We start from the raw sequence: 25,674 nt of genomic DNA, 5'->3' as shown, positions 1-25,674 counted from the left end.
ACAATTCGGCATTGGATGCTTTTTTTTATTTGTTAAATTGTACTTTGTAGAAAAATATTTAATATGAAGTTTATTTTAATGCTGATGGCACTCGTTATATCTATTTCGGGTTATAGTCAAGATATAACCTCACAAGAGGTCTTAAAAAACGCGATAGATTACCATGATCCAAACAACAATTGGAGTCAGTTTAATAATACGTTTACCGTAGTAATGACAACACCCAAATCCCCCAAACGCACCAGTGTCATCTCTATTAATTTACCTGCAGAATACTTTAGTGTTACAGCTACTAAAGACACTGTTACCACAACTTACACTTTAGATAAAGGACAGTGTAAAATGCGTTATAACGGGCAAGTTTTAGACAGCATTTCTGCTAAAGAAAAAAACATGACTTGCGATAGAGCCACACTATATAAAAACTACTATTCGTATTTATATGGTTTACCTATGAAATTGAAAGATCCAGGCACTAATCTTAGTGATACTGTTGAACGAAAAACCTTTAAAGGAAAGGAATACTTAGTTTTAAAAGTCACCTATGACGAAGCAGTAGGAAGCGATGTATGGTATTTCTATTTTAATCCTGAAACCTTTGCTATGGAAATCTATCAGTTCTTTAAAACAGATGAGCATGGTAAAGAAAAACCAGATTCAGGTGAATACATATTGCTTTCAGAAGAAGCTAACGTAAATGGTATTAAAATGCCTAAAGTAAGAGCTTGGTATTACAATAAAGCAGATAAATATTTAGGGACTGATACTTTGGTTGAATAATAAGCCTCTTAATCTATATTTAAATAAAAAAGCATCTCAGAAATGAGATGCTTTTTTATTTTTTAATTTTATAAGATTCCTGCTTTCGCAGGAATTTTATTTACCCTTCACAACTTGTACATTCTTTCTTTTGCTTAAACTTCTGTGCAGCATTCATACTGTGTTGGTAGTACAATGATTTTACACCCAATTGCCAAGCCGTAACATAAAGCTTATTAATATCTTTAACTGGCATATCTGGATGTACCATAATGTTTAACGACTGTGCTTGATCTATATGGTTTTGTCTGTTTGCGGCCTGATAGATAATAGACATTTGGTCAATTTCAGAATAGGTTTTAAACACCTCTTTTTCATGCTCTGTAAGTCCTTCTAAATGCTGAACAGATCCATCGTAATCTCTAATACTTCTCCATACCTCATTAGTGTTCATGCCTTTTTCTTCTAAAAGCGCAACTAAATAAGGGTTCTTAATTGTCGTTTTAATTTTGGCAATATCTTTTACATAACTGTTAGACCAAATTGGCTCAATACCTTGAGATACTTGTCCTAAAATAAATGCCGAAGAGGTTGTTGGCGCAACAGCATTTAAGGTTGTATTACGTCTTCCGTAGCCTTTTAATACTTCTGGCTCACCAAATAATTTAGCTAATTCTTCAGACGCCTTAACCGACTTATCTTTTATAGTTTTAAAGATTTCACTGTTTAAGTCAAATGCTTCTTTACTATCAAAACCTACCATTTTAGATTGTAATAATGAGTGCCATCCTAGAGCACCTAAACCTAAAGCTCTATTTTCTTTAGCGAAATTATAAGCTTTTTCCATAAACATGAAGGTTTGCCTATTATCTCTATCTTCAGAATCTCTGTACACTTCTAATTTAGTAATGAATTCTTCCAAAACGGCATCTAAGAAATAAACCATAGTTTCAACCGCATCTGTATCTTTCCACTTATCATAATGTAATAAGTTTATAGATGACAATACACATACAAACGACCACTTGTCGTTAGTTGGTAACATAATTTCTGAACACAAATTACTCGCGTAAATTTCGTGCTTATTATCTCTATATACATCTGGAGCATTATGGTTAGCATTATCTCTAAAGAAGATATAAGGATACCCTATTTCTCCTCTACGTTGTAACACTTTTGCCCAAATGGCTCTTTTATCAGCATCACCATCGATCATTTCTTGCATCCACTCGTTACCTACAGTAACACCATGCGTTAATTCTTGAATTGGATTACCTTCCGTACCGATTTCTAAAAACTCGTGAATATCAGCATGATCTATTGGTAAATATGGCGAAAAACGACCTCTTCTTACAGAACCTTGACTTACTACATCAACCATTTTCTCAAACAATTGCATAATGTGTACAGCTCCAGAAGATTCACCATTATTTTTTACAGGCGCACCTCTATGACGTAATTTACCAAAATAACCAGACGTTCCTCCACCTAATTTAGACATCATACCAACTTCCGATTGTGTATAAAGGATATCTCCCATATCATCAGAAATGTGCGAACCAAAACAACTAATCGGTAAGCCACGTCTTTTTCCAAAGTTAGACCACACTGGAGACGCTAATGAGTAATAGCCTTCGGCCATATAGCCATAGAACTTATCTGCATAACCCTCAATGCCTAAAATTCTTTCTGCGTTATTAGCAATTTCTCTAATTCTTTCCTCAGGAGTAGTATCTCCTGTAAGGTAACCAGAGGCTAAAAACTGACGACTATGCTCTGTTAACCATTTTATTTCTGGTTCAGCCTTAGCTTCTTTAATAGCTTCTTTTCTCGCTTTGATTAAGTCGTCGTGTTGAGACGTCTTTGTTGCTTCTGTGTTCAATTTGTTCTCAAGATCTGTGTTAGTGTGGTTGCTCATAGTTTAAAATAGGTCGTCGCTGGTTATACTTTTTGTTCTTTTGCTATAGTTGATAGAACGCTTTACGAAGAAATCTCCGTGCTTTGTTCCAATAATTTCGTCATCAAACCATTCGGTTTGTGCTACTAATTCTTCGTTGATATCAAATACTTTTTCAATACCAATACTCTCTAATGAATTATTAAATCTGTTCTTTATAAATTCATTTATCACATCTTTTGGTAAGAAGTCTAATTCTCCGGCTTCAAAAATCCAGTCAATAAGTTTACTTTCTGAAATAAAAGCTTCTTTACATAATTCTTTAACTAAAGTACTATGCTCGTCATCAAACCATGTTGGATTTTCTTTTTTAATAATTCTAATGACATCAATTCCAAAATCACCATGAATTTGCTCTTCTTTAGAGGTTGCTTCAACCACATTAGACACACCTTTTAGCATATTTTTATGCTTATTGAAAGCCATAATGATTAAAAACTGAGAGAAAAGCGACACGTGTTCTATAAAAAGAGAAAACAGTAAAATAGACTCTGCATACTCTTTATTATCTTCACTTTTTGCGTTTTTCAAAGCTGTTTCTAAATAATGAACACGTCTCATTATTACAGGCTTTTTCTTTAAGTTTTTAAACTCGTTATTAAGACCTAAAATCTCTAATAAGTGAGAGTATGCATCTTGGTGGCGCACTTCACTTTCTGCAAATGTGGCTCCAACAGACCCAATTTCTGGTTTTGGCATTTTATGGTAAATGTCTCCCCAAAATGATTTCACAGCAACTTCAATCTGTGAAATTGCAAGCATTGTGTTTTTAATCGCATTTTGCTCTACAATGGTCAATCTTGTCTTAAAATCCTGAATATCACTTGTAAAGTTAAATTCTGAATGAATCCAATACGAGTGTCTTATCGCATCTACATATTCATTAAGTTCTGGATACTCATAAGGTTTTAAATTAATACGCTTCTCAAAAATATTTGTTTTTCTAAGTCGTGCTTGTTCGTCTCTATATAATATGTAGGCTTTTGCTACATCATGAAAAGCACTTTGCATTAATTTTTCCTCAACTAAATCCTGTACTTCTTCTACAGTAGGTAAATAGTTATGATCTTTTCCTTTTCTATCAAGTAAAGTCTGCAACACATCTACAGAAATTGTGTTGGCATCTTCTTTAGAGCCATTTCCAACAGAAAGCATTGCTTTTTCAATCGCATTAGAAATTTTATTTAAAACAAACGGACTTGTTTCATAATCTCTTTTAATAATTTGAGTAATCTCCATATCTCTTTAATTTAAAGCCTATTTAGTCATTAGAGTGATTATAAACCACTCTAAAAAGTATTAATGAATCCGTAAAACGTTCTATGTTTTTCCTTTATAATAAAGGGGCGAATTTTAAAAAAAATAAAATTTTCTTCAGCTTTTTGAAATCTAAAGACTAGAAAAATCCATTTTATTTTACACTCAACAAAGATTGACAATTGTCATTAAAAAAGAAAGGTAATTTTATAAACATTGTCAACAAGTTCTTAACAAATTAGTTTCGAGTCAAAAAAAAAAGACAATCGCCCGAAGACACGCCACTTCATTGATTTTCAGTGTTTTACTGTAATTTTAACACGAAAAAATTTGTAAGTTTAATCGTGTTAAATCTAAGGCTAGCAACCGAGTTTATTGGTAATTAAGGTCTCTAAATCTCATTAGTATAAAGCAACAAAAAAGAGCGTTTACATAACGCTCTTTTTTCCCTAATAACTAACTAAAACTAATAATAAATAATTATAAAATCATTTATTATAAATTAACACAGTAATGAAAGATTAGAATTTTTAGATCCTAATTATAAATCATTAATAGCATAAAAGCCAAAAAGCAAACCCCTAATTTGCCCTAATTTCTGGCTCTTTTAATTATTCAAATATCACCATATTAATCCACTTTTTTACATTGTTTTGTATGAATGGTAAAAAAAAGTGTATAAACGGTCATACTAATTTTTGCATTCTATACACAAAACCATGCAATACACACATTTTTACATTCTTAGCAATCAATATATTCCTATATTTATATTCAATAATTTTAAAGCATGTTAAAAGCCGTAATTGTAGATGATGAACCTAAAGCTATCCAAAGTTTAATTTGGGAAATCAGTAATTTTAGTGACGAGATTGAAGTGATGGAGTCGTTTACTAATCCTGATGACGCATTAACCTATTTAAATTCGCACACACCAGACTGTTTATTTCTAGACGTGCAAATGCCAACTATTGGAGGGTTTCAGTTTTTAGAACAACTGCGCAGCATTGATTTTGCTGTTGTAATCACCACAGCCTATGACGAATATGCCATTAAAGCTTTAAAATTTGAAGCTACAGACTATTTATTAAAACCTATAGACTCAGATGATTTAAGAAACTGTATTTCTAAAATTAAGAAACACAATGAACGCACATTTAACTCATCAAAATTAGAGCGCATGCTCATTAACTTTAATTCGCAATTCGACAAAAAAAAGATCACCATTAACACAGATGGAAAATTACTCTTTTTAGATATTGATGAAATCATTTATATAGAATCTGACGGCAATTACAGTACACTATACTTACAAAACGAAAAAAAAATAGTTATGACCAAAAAATTAAAAGAAGTTGATGCCATTTTACCAGAGCACTATTTCTTTCGGATTCATAACTCCTACATTATTAACCTAAATAAAATAAAAGCATTTATCAAAAACGAAGGTTATGTTATTATGGACAGTGATCATAAAATTCCGGTAGCGAGACAGCGAAAGTCAGATTTTCTAGAAAAACTATAGTCTATGAGATATTTTTGTGCAGACAAACCTATACGTCTCTGTATTCTCTTTTTCTTTATCGTTTTTCTTGGTTATGCGCAACCTACAAATTTTGAACACACCTTAGAGTATGTAAAAGAAAATACACCTTCACAACTCCGTATACTAGATTCTGTTCTCAAACCATTTGAACGCGATAGTACAAGAATGACACGTTTGCTCAACATGTCCAAGGAAATTTCTTGGCATGAAGGATCTAGCTTTGCACTTAATGCTTTAGGTGTTATACAAAGAGACCGCTCTCAGTACGACGAGGCCTTAGAACTTCACCAAGAAGCGGACACTTATGCAGAAAAGGCAAAAAGTGACGAGCTTAAAATTATAAGCCTCAATATGATTGGTGTGGTATACAGGCGCATGGACGTTGTTAAACTAGCATTAGACTATCATACAGAAGCTTTGAAGATTGCTTATTCTGTTATTGATAAAACGACGTCGATAACCCACAGTATTGCCATCTCTCAAAACAGTATTGGAAATATTTACCTCGCCTTAAAACAATATGATTTAGCACTTTTACAATTTAACAAATCGCTTAAAATTGAAAAACAGGCAGACAACAAACTGGGTCTTGCTATTAACTATCATAATATAGGTTATGCTGAAGAAGCAAAAGGCAACTTAGATATTGCCCTCTCAAATTACAACCTCTCATTAGACTACAATAATAGTATTGATTCAGAGATAGGTCGCGTTATTTGCTATAACAGCATAGGACGCGTATATCTAAAACAATATAATTACAAAGATGCAAAACCTATTATTTTAGAAGCTTTAGAAAAATCTCTAAACCTTGATGATCAGTATTATATTTCTGCTTCATATCTCAACCTAGGGCAATTACAAACTGAAACCAATCAAATTGAAGATGCTGAGAAACACCTAAAAAAAGCACTTAACATAGCCAATTCTTATAATTTAAAATCAACTATTGCCGAAACCAGCAAGTTGTTGTCTAAGATTAGTCAAACAAAAGAGAATTTTAAAGATGCTTTAAAGTATTATCAAGATGCTGTTGAAATTGAAAACACCATCTTAACCGAGCAAAACCTACAGTATGTAAATGATATTGTAATAGCCTATGAAAACGAAAACAAAACCAACCAAATAAAAGCTTTAGCTATAGAAAACGAAGCCCAACGCTTACGTTTAGAACGAAATAAACAAATCTTACTTTATACATCATTCCTACTATGCGGTATTGGCATCGCCCTTTATATTATACACAGAACAAAAGCATTAAAACGAGATAAACATATTTTAACCTTAGAGCAAGATATGTTGAGAAGCCAAATGAATCCTCATTTTATTTTTAACTCGTTAAATTCCATTAAGTTATATATTATTAATAATGACAAAACCAATGCGGTATATTACCTAAATAAGTTTTCAAAATTAATCCGGAAAATATTAATGGCTTCAAAAGAAAAGGAGACATCGCTTCATGATGAGCTTGAAACCATGAAATTATATATAAATATTGAAAACATAAGGTTTTCAAACGAAATAGATTTTAAAATTAAGGTAGATCCATTAATAAATACCGAAGTCACTAAAATTCCATCGCTTGTACTTCAACCATTTTTAGAAAATTCGTTATGGCATGGTTTATCATCTAAAGCGAATAACAAAAAAATAGACTTAAATGTGAGCAAAAACTCATCAAAACATATAACTGTAGAAATTATAGATAACGGAATTGGTAGACTTGCTTCTAAAAAAATAAATGACAGAAAACGGCTAGATCGTAACTCTGTTGGGATAGATATAACCAAAGCACGTTTGGCTAACTTTTCAGAACAATTTAAAAACTCCTATTCTTTAGAAATTGAAGATTTATATGACAATGAAAGTCCCTCTGGCACCAAGATAATTTTACAAATACCTATTCATTAAAAACGATTAGAAAGGGTTATTACTTGTAATTTTCTGCTACTTTTTCTAATTCAGCATACCAATCTTCACCAAATTTTCTAATAAGCGCCTCCTTTACAAATTTGTAAATTGGCACTTGTAATTCCTTACCCAAAGAACAAGCATCATCACAAATATCCCATTTCTCGTAATTCACTCCCGAAAACTCAGAGTATTCCTTTACTCTTACAGGATATAAATGGCAAGACACTGGTTTTTTCCATGAAATTTCACCTTGATTATAAGCTTCTTCGATACCACAAAGTGCTGTTTTCTTATCATCAAAAATGACATAAGCACAATCTGCTCCGTTAATTAATGGTGTTTCTAAATCCCCAAAATCTGTCGCTATAGACGTACCTTGTGCCTCAATAGCCTCTATGCCTTCTTTTCGCAAAAAAGGTTTCACTTTTGGGTAAATATCTTCTAAAATTTTTACCTCCTCTTTATCTAACGGAGCACCTGCATCTCCATCGATACAACACGCTCCTTTACAAGCTGAGAGGTTACAGACAAAATCTTTTTCAATGATGTCTTCTGAAACTATAGTTTTTCCGAGTTGAAACATATATAATTAGTTCTAATACGTCGCAAAAATAACAGTTTAAGTTTCAAGTGCAACTAAACTTTACAGACTTAAGTTGTAGTTCCCTTTAGAAATACCTATTTTAAAACTTATTCACATTTACTATTGCAAATCTGTTATAATATCGCACCTTTGCAAAAAATTTCAAAAAAAACAATCAAATTTTGATTTTATATAATTGAAGAACAATTACTTAAGACCTAAATTTGTATAACTTATAATAGATTTTAAAACCCTATAAAAATGCATCTTAATTTAAAAGAAATATTTACAGCGTTCATGGTCCTTTTTGCGGTCATTGATATCATTGGAAACATTCCAATTATTATAGATCTACGTAAAAAAGTTGGTCATATACAAAGTGGAAAAGCGTCTATAATCGCTGGTGTGATCATGGTAATTTTCCTATTTGTCGGAAAAAGTTTATTAAGCCTCATTGGTATCGACGTTAATTCATTTGCTGTTGCTGGTGCATTTGTTATCTTTTTTATTGCTCTAGAAATGGTTTTAGGCATTACGCTTTATAAAGATGATGAAAATAGTTCTGTTACAGCATCTGTTTTTCCATTGGCATTTCCCCTTATGGCAGGACCAGGAACCTTAACAACGCTATTATCCTTACGTGCAGAATTTGCCATCGAAAATATTATCGTCGCTGTAATTAGCAACGTCATAGTTATATATATTGTCCTAAAAACATCTGCAAAAATTGAGCGTGTTTTAGGATCTAATGGAATTAACATTATAAGAAAAATATTTGGCGTAATTTTGTTAGCCATAGCCGTAAAGTTATTTGCTCACAACATAAAAGCGTTATTGGTTTAAATTCGTTAACATGAAAGTAATTACACTCATCTTATCCATTATTGCAGTAGCATTAATTATTTTTAATGCGACAAAACTAAATTTTGATGCCCTCTTTGAAGGAGAAAGTCAAACAGCTTTAATAACTATTTTGGCTGCACTTTGCGCAATTGTTTTATTACAAGTATTTAGAATTTCTAAAAAAATTGAAAAATTAAATAATCGGCGCTAATGTCTTTTGATGCTTTAATTATTGGAGGTGGTGCCGCAGGTTTATCTTGCGCTTTAGTTTTAGGTTCGGCCAAAAACAAGCGGTTTGCAGAAAACAAATCTATTGGCATTATTGCACACCAAAAAACATCACATCTTCAAGACGCATTATTTAATAATGTATTGGGACTACAACCTGGTACTTTAGGTTCTGATATTCTAAACAGTGGAATAGATCAATTGGCAGAGCTTTATCCTCATATTGCACAAATAGAAAATGAAAAAGTAAGTGCCATTCAAAAAGAAGAAGGTGGCTTTAAAATAACAACCAATAAAAACGAATACAATTCTAAAATCGTTGTTATAGCAGTTGGATACACAAGTTTTATGACTATAACAGGTTTAGAAACTTACATTGAACCTCATCCAAGAGCTGCGATAAAGAAGGATAGAATTTGGTTAAAAAACACGGATCACCTCATTGAAGACAACCTTTATGTCGCTGGTACTTTAGCAGGTTGGCGTAGTCAATTTGCTATGGCATGTGGTAGCGGATCGCATGTAGCAACCGATATTTTAACCCTTTGGAATGACGGAAATCAGACCAAAATCCACGATAAAGTTACTGTTTAAAGTTAGGATACTCAGTGCTTAGTAGAATAACTTCTTGCACCATAATGTCTTCTTTGTTAATGATTTCTTCAAACGCATTATCATCAAATAGTTGACGCGCTAATGTTGCTTTTATCAGTCGTCTGATTTCAGCATTATAGGCTACAAAAGAAATATTGGTACGTTCTCTTTGATTGACATAATCTTGAAAATTCATAACAATATCATCACTAACTTCAAAATTATTAATAAAATCGTACTTAGAAACACCACGATATATGGTGCGATCCTTATCTAATTCTTCAAACACGAAATATCCAAAATGCCCTCGTCGTCTTAAATAATTGATGGTTTCATTATCAAATAATCGGTCTACAGGCACAAATATATCTGGAATGATTCCTCCACCTCCATACACTACTTTTCCTTTTGGTGTGGTAAACTTTAAAGAATCATCTACTTCTATACTTTCTTCGTGTGCTAATTCCCCTGTTCTTAAGCGTTTGTAATAATCATTGAAATAACTTTCGCTATCACCATTAGTATATGGTTTTTGAATAGAACGCCCTGTTGGAGTGTAATATCTAGATACGGTTAAACGTACAGCACTTCCATCACCTAATGCCATTTCGCGTTGTACTAAGCCTTTACCATAGGAGCGTCGACCTACAATAATACTTTTATCATTATCCTGAAGTGCACCTGCGATTACCTCACTTGCCGATGCTGAATTTTCATTGATAAGAATATAAAGTTCTCCATCTTCAAATTCTCCTCTTTTTGTGGCATAGACGCGCTCTTCCTTTCCTCTTTTATCTTTAGTGAACAGAATAAGCTTACCATCTTCTAAAAATTCATCTGCAATTTGTTCCGCTATTCCTAAAAATCCACCAGGATTATCTCTCAAATCTAATGCTAATTTAGTAGCTCCTAATTCCTTTAACTCACTAAGTGCTAACTTAAACTCGTTAAAAGTAGATTCTGCAAAACGATTCATTTTCATATAGCCCAAATCATCTGTAAGCATATATGCAGCCTCTATACTCTTAATAGGAATGGCTTTACGTTTAACATCGAACTCTAATAATTCATCTTCACCTTTTCTAAAAACCGTTAGTTTTACAGACGTGTTTTTATCTCCTTTAAGTTTTTCACTAATAAAATCACTAGATATATTTGGACCGTAAAGTGTGTCGCCATCTGCTAAAAGAATACGATCACCACTCATAATACCTGCACGTTCGCTTGGACCATTTTCGGTTGGTCTAATTACTGCAATACTATCTTTATACGGATAAAAATTAATACCAACACCAACAAAATCACCTTTCATATTTTCAGTGATTCGCTCTAAATCTTCCTTGGGTATATACGTAGAGTGTGGATCTAAATTGTGTAAAATACCATTGACAGTAACGTCTACAATACTGTCTGTATTTACATCTTCTACATACTCGTAATCTATATAGTCTATTAACCGATTAAGTTTGTTTTTTTTACTATTTGTACTGAAGAGATTATCTGATGTATCTGAAAAACTTAATTTTCCACCTATAATAACACCTGCTGCAACTGCAACACCAACAATAAGTGGTATGTATTTATTTTTTGTTGCCATATTATTTCTCGTGAAAACGAGAATCTTCATTTAGATCTTCAATAAGCTCTAATTCTATACCTGCTTTTTTTAGAAAATCAATTCCTGAACAATCTTTATAATCTTGATGGTAAACAACCCTTACTATTCCTGCTTGATGAATTAACTTGCTACACTCTTTACAAGGTGAAAGCGTAATATATAACGTTGCCCCTTGACAAGATTGTGTAGACGATGCTACTTTTAAAATCGCATTAGCTTCGGCATGTAACACATACCATTTAGTATAGCCTTCATCGTCTTCACAATAGTTTTCAAAACCAGTTGGTGTACCATTGTAACCGTCTGAAATGATCATTCTATCCTTTACAATAAGGGCTCCTACTTGTTTCCGTTTACAATGCGATAATTTTCCCCATTCTTTTGCAATGCGCAAATAGGCTTTATCGTAACGTAATTGTTTTGTCTTTGGCATTAATAATAAGTGTTATACAAAGCTATCATGTTAGTAACGAAGATAAACGGATAGTATTTTATAACCCATTTACATCGCGTTAAAGTTTTACCAATCTTTTTTAGCTTAATTAAGTAAATCGCTTCCTATAATCATCGGAATCACTAACCCTATCACAACAGCAGAAATTACCATCATCCAATCGCGACGTGAAAATCTAAAGATCGTCTGACCTAAAAACCCAAGAAATAGCACAACAAATACAACGATAACCTGAGCCAACTCAATGCCCAAAGCAAATTCTATAAGAAGTCCTAATTTACCTTCGTTCTGACCTGCAAACATTTTAAATTCTCTTGCAAAACCCAAACCGTGTATAAGTCCAAAAAATAACGTTACTAAAAACAGTACACTAATTTTATTAGATTTAGATGTTTTACTTGCTGTAAATACATTGTAAAGTGCAGCAATTAAAATAGTAATTGGAATTAAAAATTCTACTAATTTTCCATTAACACTTACAATACCATAAGCCGCCATAATTAAAGATAGTGTGTGTCCTAAGGTAAATGTTGTAACCAAAATAAGCACACGCTTCCAATCTTTAAAAACGTAAGGCACAGCTAATACCATTAAGAATAAGACATGGTCGTAACCATTGATATCTAAAACATGGTTCATGCCATATTGCACATTAAACCAGAAATTTTCTAACATAATCAACTTTATTTGAGAAAATCAAAGTTACAATTAAAATGCAACATGTTTCTATTAAAATAAAGTGAATAAAATTTGTATTATACTATTTTCTTTCGGAATATTGTATTTCAAAGTTCAAACAACGTATTGAAATGTTATCAAGAAAGGTGGAGGGATTAGACCCTTTGAAACCTTAGCAACCCTTAAACTTATTAAGAAGGTGCTAACTTCTACGTAATTGTCGATTCATTTATCGCACAATTGGATAGATAACCCAACATAATTGCACACCTGTAATTACAACTCTTTATAACATTTTTCTATACATACGTCTGAGACGTATTTCGTTTTTTTTGTACTAATTAAACCGTAGAAAAATGAGTTCAAAACATATTGAAACACAAGCCATACGAACGCAAATGGAACGCTCACAATTTTTAGAGCATTCTAATCCATTATATCTAACATCGAGTTATGTTTTTGAGGATGCAGAAGATATGCGTGCTTCTTTCGCAGACGAAAAACAACGTAATATTTACAGCCGATACTCTAATCCAAATACATCAGAATTTGTAGAAAAAATCTGTTTAATGGAAGGTGCAGAACGTGGTTATGCCTTTGCATCTGGTATGTCTGCCGTATTTTCAACATTTGCAGCTATCCTTAATGCAGGAGATCATATTGTATCGTGTCGTAGTATTTTTGGGTCAACCCAAACCTTACTCAATAACATATTACCTAAATGGAATATTTCAAATAATTATTTTAAAGTTGATGAGTTAGACAAGATCGAAAATCTTATTCAACCCAATACTAAAGTAATTTATGCAGAAAGCCCAACAAATCCTGCTGTCGATATTTTAGATTTACAACGTTTGGGAGACATCGCAAAAAAGCACAATCTCATTTTTATTATAGACAATTGTTTTGCGACGCCTTACCTACAACAACCCATTAAATTTGGTGCGGATTTGGTCATTCACTCGGCAACCAAATTAATAGACGGACAAGGCAGAGTTTTAGGTGGTATAACGGTTGGTAGCTCAGAATTAATTCAAAAAATATATTTATTTTCTCGAAATACAGGTCCATCATTATCACCATTTAATGCCTGGATTCTTTCAAAAAGTTTAGAAACATTACCGGTTAGAGTTGATAGACATTGTGAAAATGCCTTAAAAATTGCGACGTTTTTAGAATCTCATCACAACGTCAATTTTGTAAAATATCCATTCTTAAAATCACATCCACAATACGAATTAGCAAAAAAGCAGATGAAACTAGGAGGAAATGTAGTCGCTTTTGAAATCAAAGGAGGTATAGAAGCTGGTAGAAAATTTCTAAATACAATTCAATTATTATCACTGTCTGCAAACTTAGGAGATACACGAAGTATTGTAACACATCCTGCATCTACAACACATGCTAAAATACCAGAAGATGTGCGACTACAAACAGGAATTACAGGCGGATTGATACGCGTTTCTGTAGGTTTAGAACATCCTGAAGATATTATTAAAGATTTAAAACAAGCCCTAGAAAACTAGCGTCAGTTCGAGTGATTTTAGATCCCGAAAGCTTTCGGGAGAATAAAATGGTATCGAGAACACATAAACATTATGAGCAAAATAAAACAAGAATTACAAAAACGAATCTTAGTTCTCGATGGAGCCATGGGAACTATGTTGCAACAATATAATTTCTCGGAAGAAGATTTTAGAGGCGAACGCTTCAAAGATTATCCATCTCCTTTAAAAGGAAACAACGATTTATTGTCGTTAACGCAGCCTAAAGCTATTGCCGAAGTGCACGCCAAATATTTTGAATCTGGAGCAGATATTGTAGAAACCAATACGTTTTCGGGCACCACAATAGCCATGGCAGATTACGATATGGAAGACTTAGTTTACGAGCTTAATTACGAATCTGCACGCATAGCCAAAGAAGTCGCAGAAAAATTCACGAAAGAAAATCCTGAAAAGCCTCGATTCATTGCTGGAAGCATAGGGCCAACAAATAAAACGGCAAGTTTATCGCCAGACGTTAGCCGACCAGAATATAGAGCTATTACGTTTGATGAATTACGAATTGCCTACAAACAGCAAGTAGAAGCCTTAATTGATGGTGGTGTAGATTTGCTATTAGTAGAAACTATTTTTGACACATTAAATGCTAAAGCTGCCTTATTTGCCATTGAAGAAGTTAAAGAAGAACGCCATATCGATATTCCAATTATGGTCTCTGGAACAATTACTGATGCATCTGGCAGAACCTTATCAGGACAAACAGTTGAAGCTTTTTTAACTTCTATATCTCATATTCCACTTTTAAGTGTTGGCTTTAACTGCGCACTTGGAGCAGAACAATTAAAGCCCTATTTACAAAGGTTATCTAACGCAACTGAATTTTTTACTTCAGCTCATCCTAACGCAGGACTACCAAATGCTTTTGGTGAATATGAAGAATCTCCAAAACAAATGCAGCAATTTATTGAAAGCTACCTCAAAGACCATCTCATTAATATAATAGGAGGATGTTGTGGCACAAGTCCTGCACATATAGAAGCAATTGCAGAAGTGGCGCAGAAGTATGAACCTAGAAAAACTGTTATTCCTGCGTAGACGGAATCCATTTTGAAAATACTAACATGACTCAAATAAAAAAATATCTCACACTTTCAGGCTTAGAACCTTTGGTTGTAACACCAGAAAGTAATTTTATAAATATAGGAGAACGTACCAACGTAACAGGCTCTCGAAAATTCCTTCGTTTAATAAAAGAAGAAAAATACGATGAAGCTTTAGAAGTAGCTAGAGACCAAGTTGATGGAGGTGCTCAGATTTTAGACGTTAACATGGACGAAGGTATGCTAGATGGTGTTTATGCCATGACTACCTTTTTAAATCTCATAGCTTCAGAACCTGACATTTCTAAAATCCCAATAATGATCGATAGTTCTAAATGGGAAATTATTGAAGCTGGTTTACAGGTGGCACAAGGGAAATGTGTTGTTAATTCAATTAGCTTAAAAGAAGGTGAAGCCGAATTTAAACACCATGCAAAACTCATTAAACGTTACGGAGCTGCTGTTGTGGTTATGGCTTTTGACGAAGAAGGACAAGCCGACAATTACAATAGACGTATTGAAATATGTAAACGTTCATATCACATTTTAGTTAACGAACTAAAGTTTCCTGCCCAAGATATTATTTTCGATCCTAACATTTTTCCGGTTGCAACAGGAATGGATGAACACCGCAGAAATGCACTCGATTTCTTTGAAGCCACCAAATGGATTAGAGAAAATTTACCGCATGCTAACGTTTCTGGAGGGGTAAGTAATGTGTCTTTTTCATTTAGAGGAAACAATGTTGTGCGTGAAGCAATGCATTCGTCATTTTTATACCATGCCATTAAAAATGGAATGAATTTAGGAATTGTTAACCCAACAATGCTCGAGATTTATGACGAAATAGATAAAGATTTATTAGAACGTGTTGAAGATGTGTTTTTCGATAGACGCGACGATGCCACAGAACGTTTGATGGAAATCGCGGAATCACTTGTTGGTACAAGTCGCGACTCGTCCGCACAATCTGCAAATATTCTCGAATGGCGAAATGATCCATTGCAAGATAGAATCACGCACGGTTTAGTTAAAGGCATAGATAAATTTATTATTGAAGATGTTGAAGAAGCACGTTTAGCCTCAGATAAACCTATTGAGGTTATTGAAGGGCATCTTATGATCGGAATGAATGTGGTAGGCGATTTATTTGGTAGTGGTAAAATGTTTTTGCCTCAAGTGGTAAAATCGGCACGAGTTATGAAAAAAGCTGTTGCTTACCTACAACCCTTTATTGAAGCCGAAAAAGATGGAAAACAAGAATTTGCAGGTCGTATTTTAATGGCAACCGTAAAAGGCGATGTTCACGATATCGGAAAGAATATTGTTAGCGTTGTTTTAGGCTGTAATAATTATGAAATTATTGACCTTGGTGTTATGGTTCCACCAGAAAAAATTGTAGAAACCGCGATCAAAGAAAAGGTTGATATCATTGGATTGAGTGGACTAATTACACCATCATTAGATGAAATGGTTTACGTTTCTAAAGCCCTTGAAAAAGAAAACATTGAAATTCCCTTAATTATTGGAGGTGCAACAACCTCAAGAGCGCATTCTGCTGTAAAAATTGCACCACATTATAGCAATACTGTTGTGTATATTAATGATGCCTCCAGAGCTGTAACCGTTGTTGGCGATTTACTTAAGAAAGACAGTAAGCTTTATAAAAACCAAATTCGTGAAGAGTACGATGCCTTCCGAGAGCAGTTCTTAAAACGCACCAAGAAAAAAGAATATTTAACGATAGCTGATGCTCGTAAAAACAAATTCAAAATAAATTGGAATACCTCTGAGATTGTAAAACCAAATCAATTGGGCATTCAAATTTTAGAAGATTTTGATATCACCAAACTCGAAGAATTTATTGATTGGACACCATTTTTTAGAAGTTGGGATTTACATGGAAAATATCCAGCCATTCTAACTGATGATGTGGTTGGAGAACAAGCAACCATATTGTTTAAAGAAGCGCAACTTTTATTACAGCGTATTTTCAAAGAAAAGCTTTTAAAAGCAAAAGCTATTTTTGGATTGTTTGAAGCTAATTCAGTTAATGATGATGATATTGAGGTCGTATTGTCATCTCGAGCGCAGTCGAGAGATCTCACAGGTGAAGAGACATACAAATTCCTAACTCTTCGTCAGCAATCTAAAAAAGCAAAAGGTAAACCAAACATAGCCTTAGCTGATTTTATTGCACCAAAAACAACAGGAAAACAAGATTATATGGGTTGTTTTTGTGTGTCAACAGGATTTGGAACTCAAGAATTGGCAGCTCAATTTGAAGCCAATCATGATGACTATAATTCGATTATGATAAAAGCCTTAGCAGACCGATTAGCCGAAGCATTCGCAGAGTATTTACACAAAGAAGTGCGAACCAAACATTGGAATTATGATCAAAACGAACATTTAACCAATGAAGAACTTATAAAAGAAAGTTATAAAGGAATAAGACCTGCACCTGGTTATCCTGCTTGTCCGGATCACTTAGAAAAGACCACCATTTGGAAGCTGTTAAATGTTGAGGAAAACATTGGAGTAAAACTTACAGAAAGTTTAGCAATGTGGCCAGCAGCAAGTGTGAGTGGCTATTATTTTGCGAATCCAGAAGCGCGATATTTTGGCTTAGGAAAAATTAAAGAAGACCAAATTGAAGACTATAGTAAACGTCGAAATATTTCAAACGAAGAGGCAACAAAATGGTTAAGTCCAAATATTGCTGATTAACTGTCATTCCTGTGAAAACAGGAATCTATTGATAAATAAATTATTAATTAAAAAGATTCCCACCTTCGTGGGAAGTAAACATGAAAGTTACAGATCACATAAAAAAAGCTAACGGAAAGACATTATTTTCCTTCGAAATTATTCCACCGAAAAAAGGAAATAGCATTCAGCAATTATATAATAATATAGATCCTTTAATGGAGTTTAAACCACCATTTATAGATGTTACAACGTCTAGAGAAGAGTATCTATACATTAAAAAAGATGGGCTTTTAGACCGAAAAATTACACGTATGCGACCAGGAACCGTTGGTATATGTGCAGCTATAAAACACAAATATGACGTTGATACGGTACCACATGTACTATGCGGAGGATTCACTAAAGAAGAAACCGAATATTTACTTGTAGATTGTCATTATTTAGGCATTAATAATGTGATGGCTTTACGTGGTGACGCTATGAAACATCAACAATATTTTGAAGCATGTGAAGGTGGACATCAATATGCAAAAGATTTAGTAAGTCAGATTCAAAATCTTAATAAGGGACACTATTTACACGATGTTCTTGAAGCTGATGACAAATCTGATTTTTGTATTGGAGTCGCTGGCTATCCCGAAAAACACTTAGAAGCTCCTTCATTAAAAACAGACTTAAAACGTCTAAAGCAAAAAGTAGATGCTGGTGCAGATTATATTGTCACTCAAATGTTTTTTGATAACCAAAAGTATTTTGAATTTGTTGAAGCAGCCAAAGCAGAAGGCATTAATGTACCCATAATTCCAGGTATAAAACCTATTGCAGTAAAGCGTCATTTACAATTGTTACCGCAAGTTTTTAAAATAGATTTACCAGAAGAGTTAATAGAAGCTGTAGACAGTTGTAAAAGCAATAAGGACGTTAGACAAGTTGGAATTGAGTGGGCTATAAACCAATCTAAAGAATTACAAAATGCGGGTGTACCAGTACTTCATTATTACTCCATGGGAAAAAGTGATAATGTAAAAGCTATAGCTTCAGCCTTGTTTTAAGATTTAGGTTTTCTCTTAGAAACAACATTTAAAGTTAAACCTAAAATAATGAGTAAAATTCCCATTAAAGACCAAAACGTATAGATTTCTCCAAACCAAACTAGGCCAATAATCATGGTGAAAATAACTTCCAAATATTTTAAAGGAGCAACTTCATTGGTTTCACCAACCTGCATGGCTTTAGTCATATACAATTGTGCAAAATAGCCGAAAACACCTAAGCTTAAAAAGATAAGCCATTCTTTTCCAGATGGATTTATCCATCCTTTTATAGATAATAGGCCACCAATCGCAGCCGAAATGATCATAAAATAGTTTACAATAACCACAGGATGATCAGCTGTGCCTATTTTACGAATCATGATATACACTAAACCTGCAAATAAAGCGGATGATATGGCTAATAAAATACCGGTTATTTCTTCTTGTGAATCAAAACCTTTTAATAACAAAACTCCTGCAAATGCAATAGCAAAATAAAACCATTGCAATGGTTTTATTTTCTCTTTTAAAATGAACAATGCAAAAAATGCCGCAAAAATAGGTGCTATATAGCGAATAGAAACGGCAGTTCCCATAGCTATATACTTTAGTGACAAAAAGAATAACGTCATAGAAATTAAGCCAAAAACACTCCTTCCTATCATTAAACCTCTTTTATGTCCCAATAAAGGGATTTTATTTTTAAGTAAAAATGGTATTGTAAAAAACAACGTACCGATAGATCTAAAAAATACAATCTGATAAACACTAAAGCTATTAAGTGACTTTACCAATACATTTAAAAATGTAAATGCTAATGCACTAATTATCATGTACTGTATTGCTCTTTTCAGAATTTAAGATTTTTTAAAAGTAAATAATGTATTGGGTCCAAAGTAGCCATTTGCATTTAAAAACATACTCTATTGAACACATTCTTATCCGTTATTTGAATTGATTAAGTTCAAAAAAAGATCCCAACGATTATGAAAAATATGTGATCGTTTTGTATCGCTATTACAATGTAAGATTGAAAATACGGTTTCTCAGAAAAAGCTAACCTTTTAAAACATTTATTAAACTCGTGTAGGTAAGTTGTTTTATATCTTCGAGAGTTTGACTACAGTCAATATGAAGTAGCTCAACAGGAAATGAATGATTTGAAAATTGCGACTTTTCTCTATGTTCTGCCGAAACAACAATAATTCCATCAATAGAGCCATCGCTAAGACTTTTAATATAATTTAACTCTTTAGTCGTAGAATTAAATGATTGATAAAATAGAATTCTATAACCAAATTTTTCTGCCGATTTTTGCAAATGACAAAGCGTCTGACCATAGCAAGCCTCGGTAACCTTAGGAACAATTACAGCAATAGAACCCGTTTTTCGCATTCTAAGTGAAACAGCATAACTATTTGGTACATAGTCATGCTGTTTTGCTATAGTTTTAATTGTTTCGCGTGTAGCTTTACTAATCTCAAGCTTATTATTTAAGGCTTTAGACACTGTGGATATCGAATATCCAGATAAAGAAGACAATTCTTTTATAGTTACAGCTGACGATTTCAATAGTTATGATTTTAAAGTACTAATTATACTTAATGCATTTCTAGTATCCGATTCAATTTTTGCTAAATCATAGTTACCGTCTGCACCTTTTGCAATTAATTTAGAGCCCATGCCTACGCAAGTTACACCGGCTTTAAACCAACCTTCTAAATTTTCTTTAGTTGGAGACACACCACCTGTAGGCATTACACTTGTCCATGGCTGAGGACCTTTGATTGCTTTTACAAAATCTGGTCCGTAAATTCCACCTGGAAACAACTTAACAACCTCACAACCCAATTCCTCTGCTCTACATATTTCAGTCAATGAGCCACATCCTGGAGACCAAGCTACTTTACGTCTATTACATACAATGGCGATGTCTTCTCTTAACACTGGAGTTACGATAAAGTTAGCCCCTAAAGCCATAAAACGTGAAGCAGACGCAGCATCTGTTACAGAACCAACTCCCATAATCATTCCTGGTAATTCTTTAAGAACCCACTTGTTTAGCTCTCCGAAAACTTCGTGAGCGAAATCTCCACGTGCTGTAAACTCTAACAAACGCGCTCCACCATCGTAAGTTGCTTTAATTACTTTTTTACTTATCTCTATATCCGCGTTATAAAACAATGGAACCATTCCGGTTTGTTTCATAACATTTGCTACTTCTATTCTTGTATAATTTGCCATTTTTATATGTTTATTCGTTTTGTAGTGTATGTATTCAGCTACTTTTTCAGTAATGTTTTGGTACTGTGTATTACGACCGTAAACTTTTCATGAATTTACCTTGCTACTCTACCAGAGGCATCACCTCCCATTAATTTTTCTACTTCAGAAACGGTAACTAAGTTAGCATCACCTTTTATAGTGTGTTTTAAACAAGACGCTGCAACGGCAAAATCTAATGCATTTTGATCATCTTCAGGATATTTTAATAATCCGTAGATTAATCCACCCATAAATGAATCACCTCCACCAACACGATCTACGATATCTGTAATTTGGTATTGACGTGTTTCATACATTTTTTTACCATCATATAAAACTCCTGCCCAGGTATTATGAGATGCAGAAATAGATCCTCTTAGTGTTGTAATCACTTTTTTAGCTCTAGGGAATTTTTCCATCATTTGCTTACACACCGATAAAAATGCTTCCGCTTTTACATCGTGTCCATGTTTATGAACGTCTAAACCTTCAGGATGAATTCCAAAATGTTTTTCAGCATCTTCTTCATTTCCTAAAACAACATCACAATACGATGTTAATTCACTCATTATTTTTTCTCTATGTGCATCATCACAAAACGTCCAAAGTTTAGCTCTATAATTAAGATCTGTAGAGATAGTAACACCCATTTCACTAGCTACTTTTACAGCTTCTAAACAGGCGTCTGCTGCACCTTGAGAAATTGCAGGAGTAATACCAGTCCAATGAAACCAAGCCACATCTTTAAAAACGTCTTTCCAATTTACCATGCCTGGTTCAATTTCAGAAATAGCAGAATGTGCTCTATCATAAACGACTTTAGAACCTCTACTTACGGCACCTGTTTCTAAGAAATAAATTCCTAAACGGTCTCCACCATAGATAATTTTATCAACGCCTACTCCTCTTTTTCGCATTTCCATCATAGCACATTCACCAATATCATTTTTAGGTAAACGCGTTACGAAATCAACTGGCACACCGTAATTTGCCAATGATACAGCTACGTTAGATTCTCCACCTCCATAGATGGCGTCAAAATTATTAGCTTGCGAAAATCTTAAAAAACCTTGAGGTGCTAATCTTAGCATAATTTCTCCAAAAGTGACCACTTTTTTCATCCTGAATATTTGTTTATTTAGTTAAATTATCATTTTTAGTTAATCGATTAAGCAATTGGTTTAAAAATAAATCAAAACGTACATGATTTGATTTTTATTGTTAAAATGCTATATTTGCTTAATCGATTAAGCAAATATATAAAAACTTGGCGAATAAAAAAAGAACAACACTAAAAGACATTGCTGTAAAGCTAAATATTTCTCCTGCAGCAGTTTCTAAAGCAATGCATGATGATTCCCGCATTAGTGACAGAACAAAAGACGCCGTTAAACGTGTTGCAAAAGAACTTAATTATCAACCCAATCATTTGGCCAGCGCTTTAAGAAAGGGAAAAAGTAACTTAGTTGGGGTTATTGTACCACGTACTAATAGTAATTTCTTTTCTTCCGTTCTCGAAAATATGGAGGCTGTTCTTAATAAAGCTGGCTACAACATTATCATTACACAATCTAATGAATCTTTTGAAAAAGAATGTAAGAATATTGACACGCTTTTATACACTCAAGTGGATGGCATTATAGCTTCAATGGCAAATGAAACTGTTGATTTATCACATTACGAGAAAATAAAATCAAACGGCATCCCGCTTATACTATTTGATCGTGGTGAAAATGATCTTAATGTAGATTACGTCGGTATTAATGATTATGACAGTAGTCATGTTATCGTTGAACATTTGGTTGAAAAAGGCTGTAAGCGCATTGCGCATATTGGAGGCTATAGGCGAACGCGAATCTTTAACAACAGAATTAGAGGATATGTTGATGCTTTGAAGAAAAATAAACTTCCTATTGATGATAGTCTTATTGTAGAAAGTGCTCTTACGCTTGAGGATGGCAGATTAAAAATGGAAAAACTTCTAAAATTGAAAGATAGACCTGATGCAATTTATGCCGCAAGTGATTATGCTGCTCTGGGTGCATTACAAGTGTTAAATGAGAATAGAATAAATGTTCCTAACGACATACGGTTGGTCGGTTTTGGCAACGAACCTTTTACATCTTTAGTAAGCCCGTCTATGACTAGTATAGATCAACATAGTAAAGATATTGGTCGTATTGCAGCAAACACATTTCTAGATTATGCGGCTAAAGATGACGTAAAACAAAGTTTGAATAAAATCATCTTAGATGCAGAATTGATTGTTAGAGATTCCTCGAAATAATTAAATTGAACTTCCCTAAAAGTTAATAAACCACTTCGCGTTTCAATTCAACCCTAAAGCTTATAGTGGAAATTTCATTCTAAATAACGAACAAACCGATAACAATTAGAGCAAAAAAAAAGTGATTAAGACATTGCTTAATCACTTTCTCAGCTAAAATTCAAATCAAAAGTTTAACTTAAACTAAACCTTAATTGAAATTAAATTCCCAATGCTTGTCCACCTCCAATTTGAATGGTCTCTGCCGTAATAAACGATGCATCCTTACTTGCTAAAAAAGAAATAACACCAGCTACATCTTCTGGCTGACCTAATCTACCAAGCATAATATTATTTGCCCAAGATTTAAACACCTCAGGTTTTGTAGACTTGATTTGTGCATGGAAAGGTGTATCAATAGTACCCGGTGATACTGCATTTACTCTAATGCCATATTCAGCTAAATCTTTTGCCAATGCTCTAGTAATTGCATGAACACCAGCTTTTGACGTACCATAGATTCCAGCTCCTGGTCCTCCTGCTGTCCAACCAGCGTTAGATGTATAATTAATTATAGAAGGATGCTCACCGTTCTTTAAGTATGGTATTGCTGCTCTTGACGCAAAAAATACTGAATCAAGATTAAGCGCCATTACATTTCTGTAAAATTCAGTCGTCATATCTTCAAACCTAGATCTACCACCTAAACCACCTGCGTTATTTACTAGCACATCAATTTTACCGTGCTTATCACCAATTTTTTTGATGTTCGCCGCTACGTCGTCTTCTTTGGTAACATCAAAGCCATAATACTCTGCTGTAATACCTTCGGCAGCAAGTTCTTTAATTCTTTCTTCACCTGCTTTATCGTTAATACCATTTAAAAATACAGTATAGCCATCTTTACCTAATCGTTTTGCTACTTCAAAACCTATTCCTCCTGTAGCTCCTGTTACAACTGCTACTTTTCCTTTGTTACTCATTTGTTTTTAATCTTAAAATTATACTTGTTTTTATAATGTATTCAATTGAATTTATTTTGATTTTTTTAGTGGTGCAATATTTGGTATCAATACCCAGACACTTAACACAGTTACTACCGCTAGTGTTGCGCCAATAATAAATGCTGGTGCATAATTACCACCCATCGTTAACCAAGGCACTAGTGATGTTAATCCAGCTGCTCCTAATTTAGCGGCAGTACCGGCAAACCCTGAAAGTGTACCTACGGATTTGCTTCCAAACAAATCACTTGGTAAGGTTTGAACATTTCCAATAGCGGTTTGAAAACCAAACAAAATTACCGCCATAAATAACACCGCTGTTGTAGGTCCTCCTGGGTCTGCCATAGCAAACAACATAGGTAACATAATTACACAACCAAGTGTAATTACAAACTTACGTGTTTTGTTTACTGACCAACCGACTTTGATGCGATTCTGAGCCAATAGCCCACCAAACCAAGCTCCTAGCATTGCTCCAACATAAGGTACCCAAGCATAGAAACCAATAGATTTCACATCCATTCCATATACTTCATTTAAGTAAATAGGAATCCAGAAGATAAATAGCCACCAAATTGGGTCTAAAGCTGCAGATGCAATAATTACCCCCCAACTTTCTTTATGCTTAAGCATTTTACCCGTATCCGGATTATAGCCTTCATCAAATTCACCATCGTTATCTAAATCTTGATTCTTTTGACCTGTTAAAATATACTCACGTTCTTCATCAGTTATCCATGGATGATTTTTAGGTGGTGACTTTACTAGAATCCACCAAGGAATAAGCCATAATACCCCTAATGCTCCTATTAATATAAAAATCCATGTCCAATGAAAGTAAACCGATAGAAGCCCTATTGTAGGAAAGGCAACAATACCACCGATGGCAGCCCCCGAATTAAAAAGTCCTTGTGCAAATGCTCGTTCTTTTGTTGGAAACCATTCAGCGTTTGCTTTTGCAGCACCTGGCCAGTTACCCGCTTCAGAAACACCTAATAACGTACGAAAAATACTAAGACTTACCACTCCCTTAGCGAAGGCATGTAATGCTGTGGCTATAGACCAAAAACCAATGGAAAGTGCGAACCCTATCCTTGTTCCTAATTTATCGAAAATCTTACCAAAAATAGCTTGGCCAAAAGCATAGGAAAAAATAAAAATTACTGAAATTAATCCATATATTTCTTTTCGTTCAAATGTTGACTTCTCTGGATATAAATCCTCAGCAATGTCAGGCCAAAGCACAGGCAGTGCTTGTCTATCAATATAATTGATTACGGTAGCTAATGCAATTAAGCCGATAACCCACCATCTTAAACTTTTAATTTTTTTACCTATTTCTTTCATTTAAATT

23 protein-coding genes and 1 riboswitch are annotated in these 25,674 nt (G+C 33.8%); of the genes, 11 read left to right on the top strand and 12 right to left on the bottom strand.

Annotation, left to right across the window (positions count from 1 at the left end; translation table 11 throughout):
• Positions 1 to 63: 63 nt before the first annotated feature.
• Entirely contained in the window at positions 64 to 780 is a 717-nt protein-coding gene (locus K1X16_RS13130) for a DUF6503 family protein (RefSeq protein ID WP_195871100.1), read from the top strand.
• Between the two features lie 100 nt (positions 781 to 880).
• Here K1X16_RS13130 and K1X16_RS13125 read toward each other — a convergent pair whose 3' ends face one another.
• Together K1X16_RS13125 and K1X16_RS13120 are read right to left on the bottom strand one after the other, a co-directional pair.
• Positions 881 to 2,677, bottom strand: coding sequence for a ribonucleoside-diphosphate reductase subunit alpha (locus K1X16_RS13125; protein ID WP_195871098.1), 1,797 nt, complete (start codon positions 2,675 to 2,677; stop codon positions 881 to 883).
• A 3-nt stretch (positions 2,678 to 2,680) separates the two neighbouring features.
• A complete protein-coding gene (locus tag K1X16_RS13120; protein WP_195871097.1) occupies positions 2,681 to 3,955 on the bottom strand; it encodes a ribonucleotide-diphosphate reductase subunit beta in 1,275 nt (424 codons plus the stop codon).
• A gap of 808 nt (positions 3,956 to 4,763) precedes the next feature.
• Between K1X16_RS13120 and K1X16_RS13115 the strand changes: the two genes are divergently transcribed.
• The gene (locus tag K1X16_RS13115; protein WP_195871096.1) at positions 4,764 to 5,498 is read left to right on the top strand and encodes a LytR/AlgR family response regulator transcription factor; all 735 of its coding nucleotides are present in this window, start codon (positions 4,764 to 4,766) and stop codon (positions 5,496 to 5,498) included.
• A gap of 3 nt (positions 5,499 to 5,501) precedes the next feature.
• Entirely contained in the window at positions 5,502 to 7,433 is a 1,932-nt protein-coding gene (locus K1X16_RS13110; protein WP_195871095.1) for a tetratricopeptide repeat protein, read from the top strand.
• Positions 7,434 to 7,452: 19 nt separating this feature from the next.
• On the opposite strand, the gene K1X16_RS13105 is transcribed toward K1X16_RS13110, so the two are convergent.
• Positions 7,453 to 8,019: a DUF3109 family protein gene (locus K1X16_RS13105; RefSeq protein WP_195871094.1), complete on the bottom strand. Its 567-nt coding sequence runs from the start codon at positions 8,017 to 8,019 to the stop codon at positions 7,453 to 7,455.
• 261 nt (positions 8,020 to 8,280) lie between these two features.
• Between K1X16_RS13105 and K1X16_RS13100 the strand changes: the two genes are divergently transcribed.
• Genes K1X16_RS13100 through K1X16_RS13090 form a run of 3 tightly spaced genes read left to right on the top strand, consistent with a single transcriptional unit; the run spans position 8,281 to position 9,684 of the window.
• Positions 8,281 to 8,862, top strand: coding sequence for a MarC family protein (locus K1X16_RS13100; protein ID WP_195871093.1), 582 nt, complete (start codon positions 8,281 to 8,283; stop codon positions 8,860 to 8,862).
• Between the two features lie 10 nt (positions 8,863 to 8,872).
• Complete coding sequence (locus tag K1X16_RS13095; protein ID WP_195871092.1) at positions 8,873 to 9,073, top strand: hypothetical protein; 201 nt, start codon at positions 8,873 to 8,875, stop codon at positions 9,071 to 9,073.
• A complete protein-coding gene (locus tag K1X16_RS13090; protein WP_225036726.1) occupies positions 9,073 to 9,684 on the top strand; it encodes an FAD-dependent oxidoreductase in 612 nt (203 codons plus the stop codon). Before K1X16_RS13095 ends, K1X16_RS13090 begins: the two co-directional genes overlap by 1 nt.
• On the opposite strand, the gene K1X16_RS13085 is transcribed toward K1X16_RS13090, so the two are convergent.
• The 3 genes from K1X16_RS13085 to K1X16_RS13075 form a co-directional block, all read right to left on the bottom strand.
• The gene (locus K1X16_RS13085; RefSeq protein WP_225036725.1) at positions 9,674 to 11,281 is read right to left on the bottom strand and encodes a S41 family peptidase; all 1,608 of its coding nucleotides are present in this window, start codon (positions 11,279 to 11,281) and stop codon (positions 9,674 to 9,676) included. The genes K1X16_RS13090 and K1X16_RS13085 overlap by 11 nt on opposite strands.
• 1 nt (position 11,282) lies before the next feature.
• On the bottom strand, positions 11,283 to 11,735 hold the full coding sequence (locus K1X16_RS13080; RefSeq protein ID WP_195871089.1) for a deoxycytidylate deaminase: 453 nt from the start codon (positions 11,733 to 11,735) through the stop codon (positions 11,283 to 11,285).
• Between the two features lie 105 nt (positions 11,736 to 11,840).
• Complete coding sequence (locus tag K1X16_RS13075; protein WP_195871088.1) at positions 11,841 to 12,431, bottom strand: HupE/UreJ family protein; 591 nt, start codon at positions 12,429 to 12,431, stop codon at positions 11,841 to 11,843.
• A 134-nt stretch (positions 12,432 to 12,565) separates the two neighbouring features.
• Positions 12,566 to 12,689, top strand: a riboswitch (SAM riboswitch).
• Positions 12,690 to 12,790: 101 nt separating this feature from the next.
• Here K1X16_RS13075 and K1X16_RS13070 point away from each other — a divergent pair.
• The 4 genes from K1X16_RS13070 (at position 12,791) to metF (ending at position 18,803) form a co-directional block, all read left to right on the top strand.
• A complete protein-coding gene (locus K1X16_RS13070) occupies positions 12,791 to 13,960 on the top strand; it encodes a trans-sulfuration enzyme family protein (RefSeq protein WP_225036724.1) in 1,170 nt (389 codons plus the stop codon).
• Between the two features lie 72 nt (positions 13,961 to 14,032).
• Entirely contained in the window at positions 14,033 to 15,034 is a 1,002-nt protein-coding gene (locus K1X16_RS13065) for a homocysteine S-methyltransferase family protein (RefSeq protein WP_195871086.1), read from the top strand.
• A gap of 26 nt (positions 15,035 to 15,060) precedes the next feature.
• Positions 15,061 to 17,769: a methionine synthase gene (metH, locus tag K1X16_RS13060; RefSeq protein ID WP_225036723.1), complete on the top strand. Its 2,709-nt coding sequence runs from the start codon at positions 15,061 to 15,063 to the stop codon at positions 17,767 to 17,769.
• An 80-nt stretch (positions 17,770 to 17,849) separates the two neighbouring features.
• A complete protein-coding gene (gene metF, locus K1X16_RS13055) occupies positions 17,850 to 18,803 on the top strand; it encodes a methylenetetrahydrofolate reductase [NAD(P)H] (protein ID WP_225036722.1) in 954 nt (317 codons plus the stop codon).
• Here metF and K1X16_RS13050 read toward each other — a convergent pair.
• The 4 genes from K1X16_RS13050 to K1X16_RS13035 form a co-directional block, all read right to left on the bottom strand.
• Positions 18,800 to 19,618: a DMT family transporter gene (locus tag K1X16_RS13050; RefSeq protein WP_225036721.1), complete on the bottom strand. Its 819-nt coding sequence runs from the start codon at positions 19,616 to 19,618 to the stop codon at positions 18,800 to 18,802. The two genes, metF and K1X16_RS13050, sit on opposite strands and share 4 nt — an antisense overlap.
• Before the next feature lie 223 nt (positions 19,619 to 19,841).
• Positions 19,842 to 20,357, bottom strand: coding sequence for a LacI family DNA-binding transcriptional regulator (locus K1X16_RS13045; protein WP_195871082.1), 516 nt, complete (start codon positions 20,355 to 20,357; stop codon positions 19,842 to 19,844).
• Between the two features lie 3 nt (positions 20,358 to 20,360).
• Positions 20,361 to 21,029, bottom strand: coding sequence for a bifunctional 4-hydroxy-2-oxoglutarate aldolase/2-dehydro-3-deoxy-phosphogluconate aldolase (locus K1X16_RS13040; RefSeq protein ID WP_195871081.1), 669 nt, complete (start codon positions 21,027 to 21,029; stop codon positions 20,361 to 20,363).
• 95 nt (positions 21,030 to 21,124) lie between these two features.
• Positions 21,125 to 22,171 carry a sugar kinase gene (locus tag K1X16_RS13035; RefSeq protein WP_195871080.1) on the bottom strand — a complete coding sequence of 349 codons (1,047 nt, stop codon included), beginning with the start codon at positions 22,169 to 22,171 and terminating at the stop codon, positions 21,125 to 21,127.
• Between the two features lie 146 nt (positions 22,172 to 22,317).
• Here K1X16_RS13035 and K1X16_RS13030 point away from each other — a divergent pair, with 146 nt between their 5' ends.
• Positions 22,318 to 23,337: a LacI family DNA-binding transcriptional regulator gene (locus tag K1X16_RS13030; protein ID WP_225036720.1), complete on the top strand. Its 1,020-nt coding sequence runs from the start codon at positions 22,318 to 22,320 to the stop codon at positions 23,335 to 23,337.
• A 200-nt stretch (positions 23,338 to 23,537) separates the two neighbouring features.
• Here K1X16_RS13030 and K1X16_RS13025 read toward each other — a convergent pair whose 3' ends face one another.
• Together K1X16_RS13025 and K1X16_RS13020 are read right to left on the bottom strand one after the other, a co-directional pair.
• Entirely contained in the window at positions 23,538 to 24,299 is a 762-nt protein-coding gene (locus tag K1X16_RS13025; RefSeq protein ID WP_195871078.1) for an SDR family NAD(P)-dependent oxidoreductase, read from the bottom strand.
• Between the two features lie 51 nt (positions 24,300 to 24,350).
• Complete coding sequence (locus K1X16_RS13020; RefSeq protein ID WP_195871077.1) at positions 24,351 to 25,667, bottom strand: MFS transporter; 1,317 nt, start codon at positions 25,665 to 25,667, stop codon at positions 24,351 to 24,353.
• Between the last annotated feature and the right edge of the window lie 7 nt (positions 25,668 to 25,674).

The sequence above is a fragment of the Winogradskyella sp. SM1960 genome (assembly GCF_020179375.1).
GTDB lineage: Bacteria > Bacteroidota > Bacteroidia > Flavobacteriales > Flavobacteriaceae > Winogradskyella > Winogradskyella marina.
The sequence above is the reverse complement of the archived record's forward strand: the minus strand, read 5'-3'. Positions and strand labels throughout refer to the sequence as shown.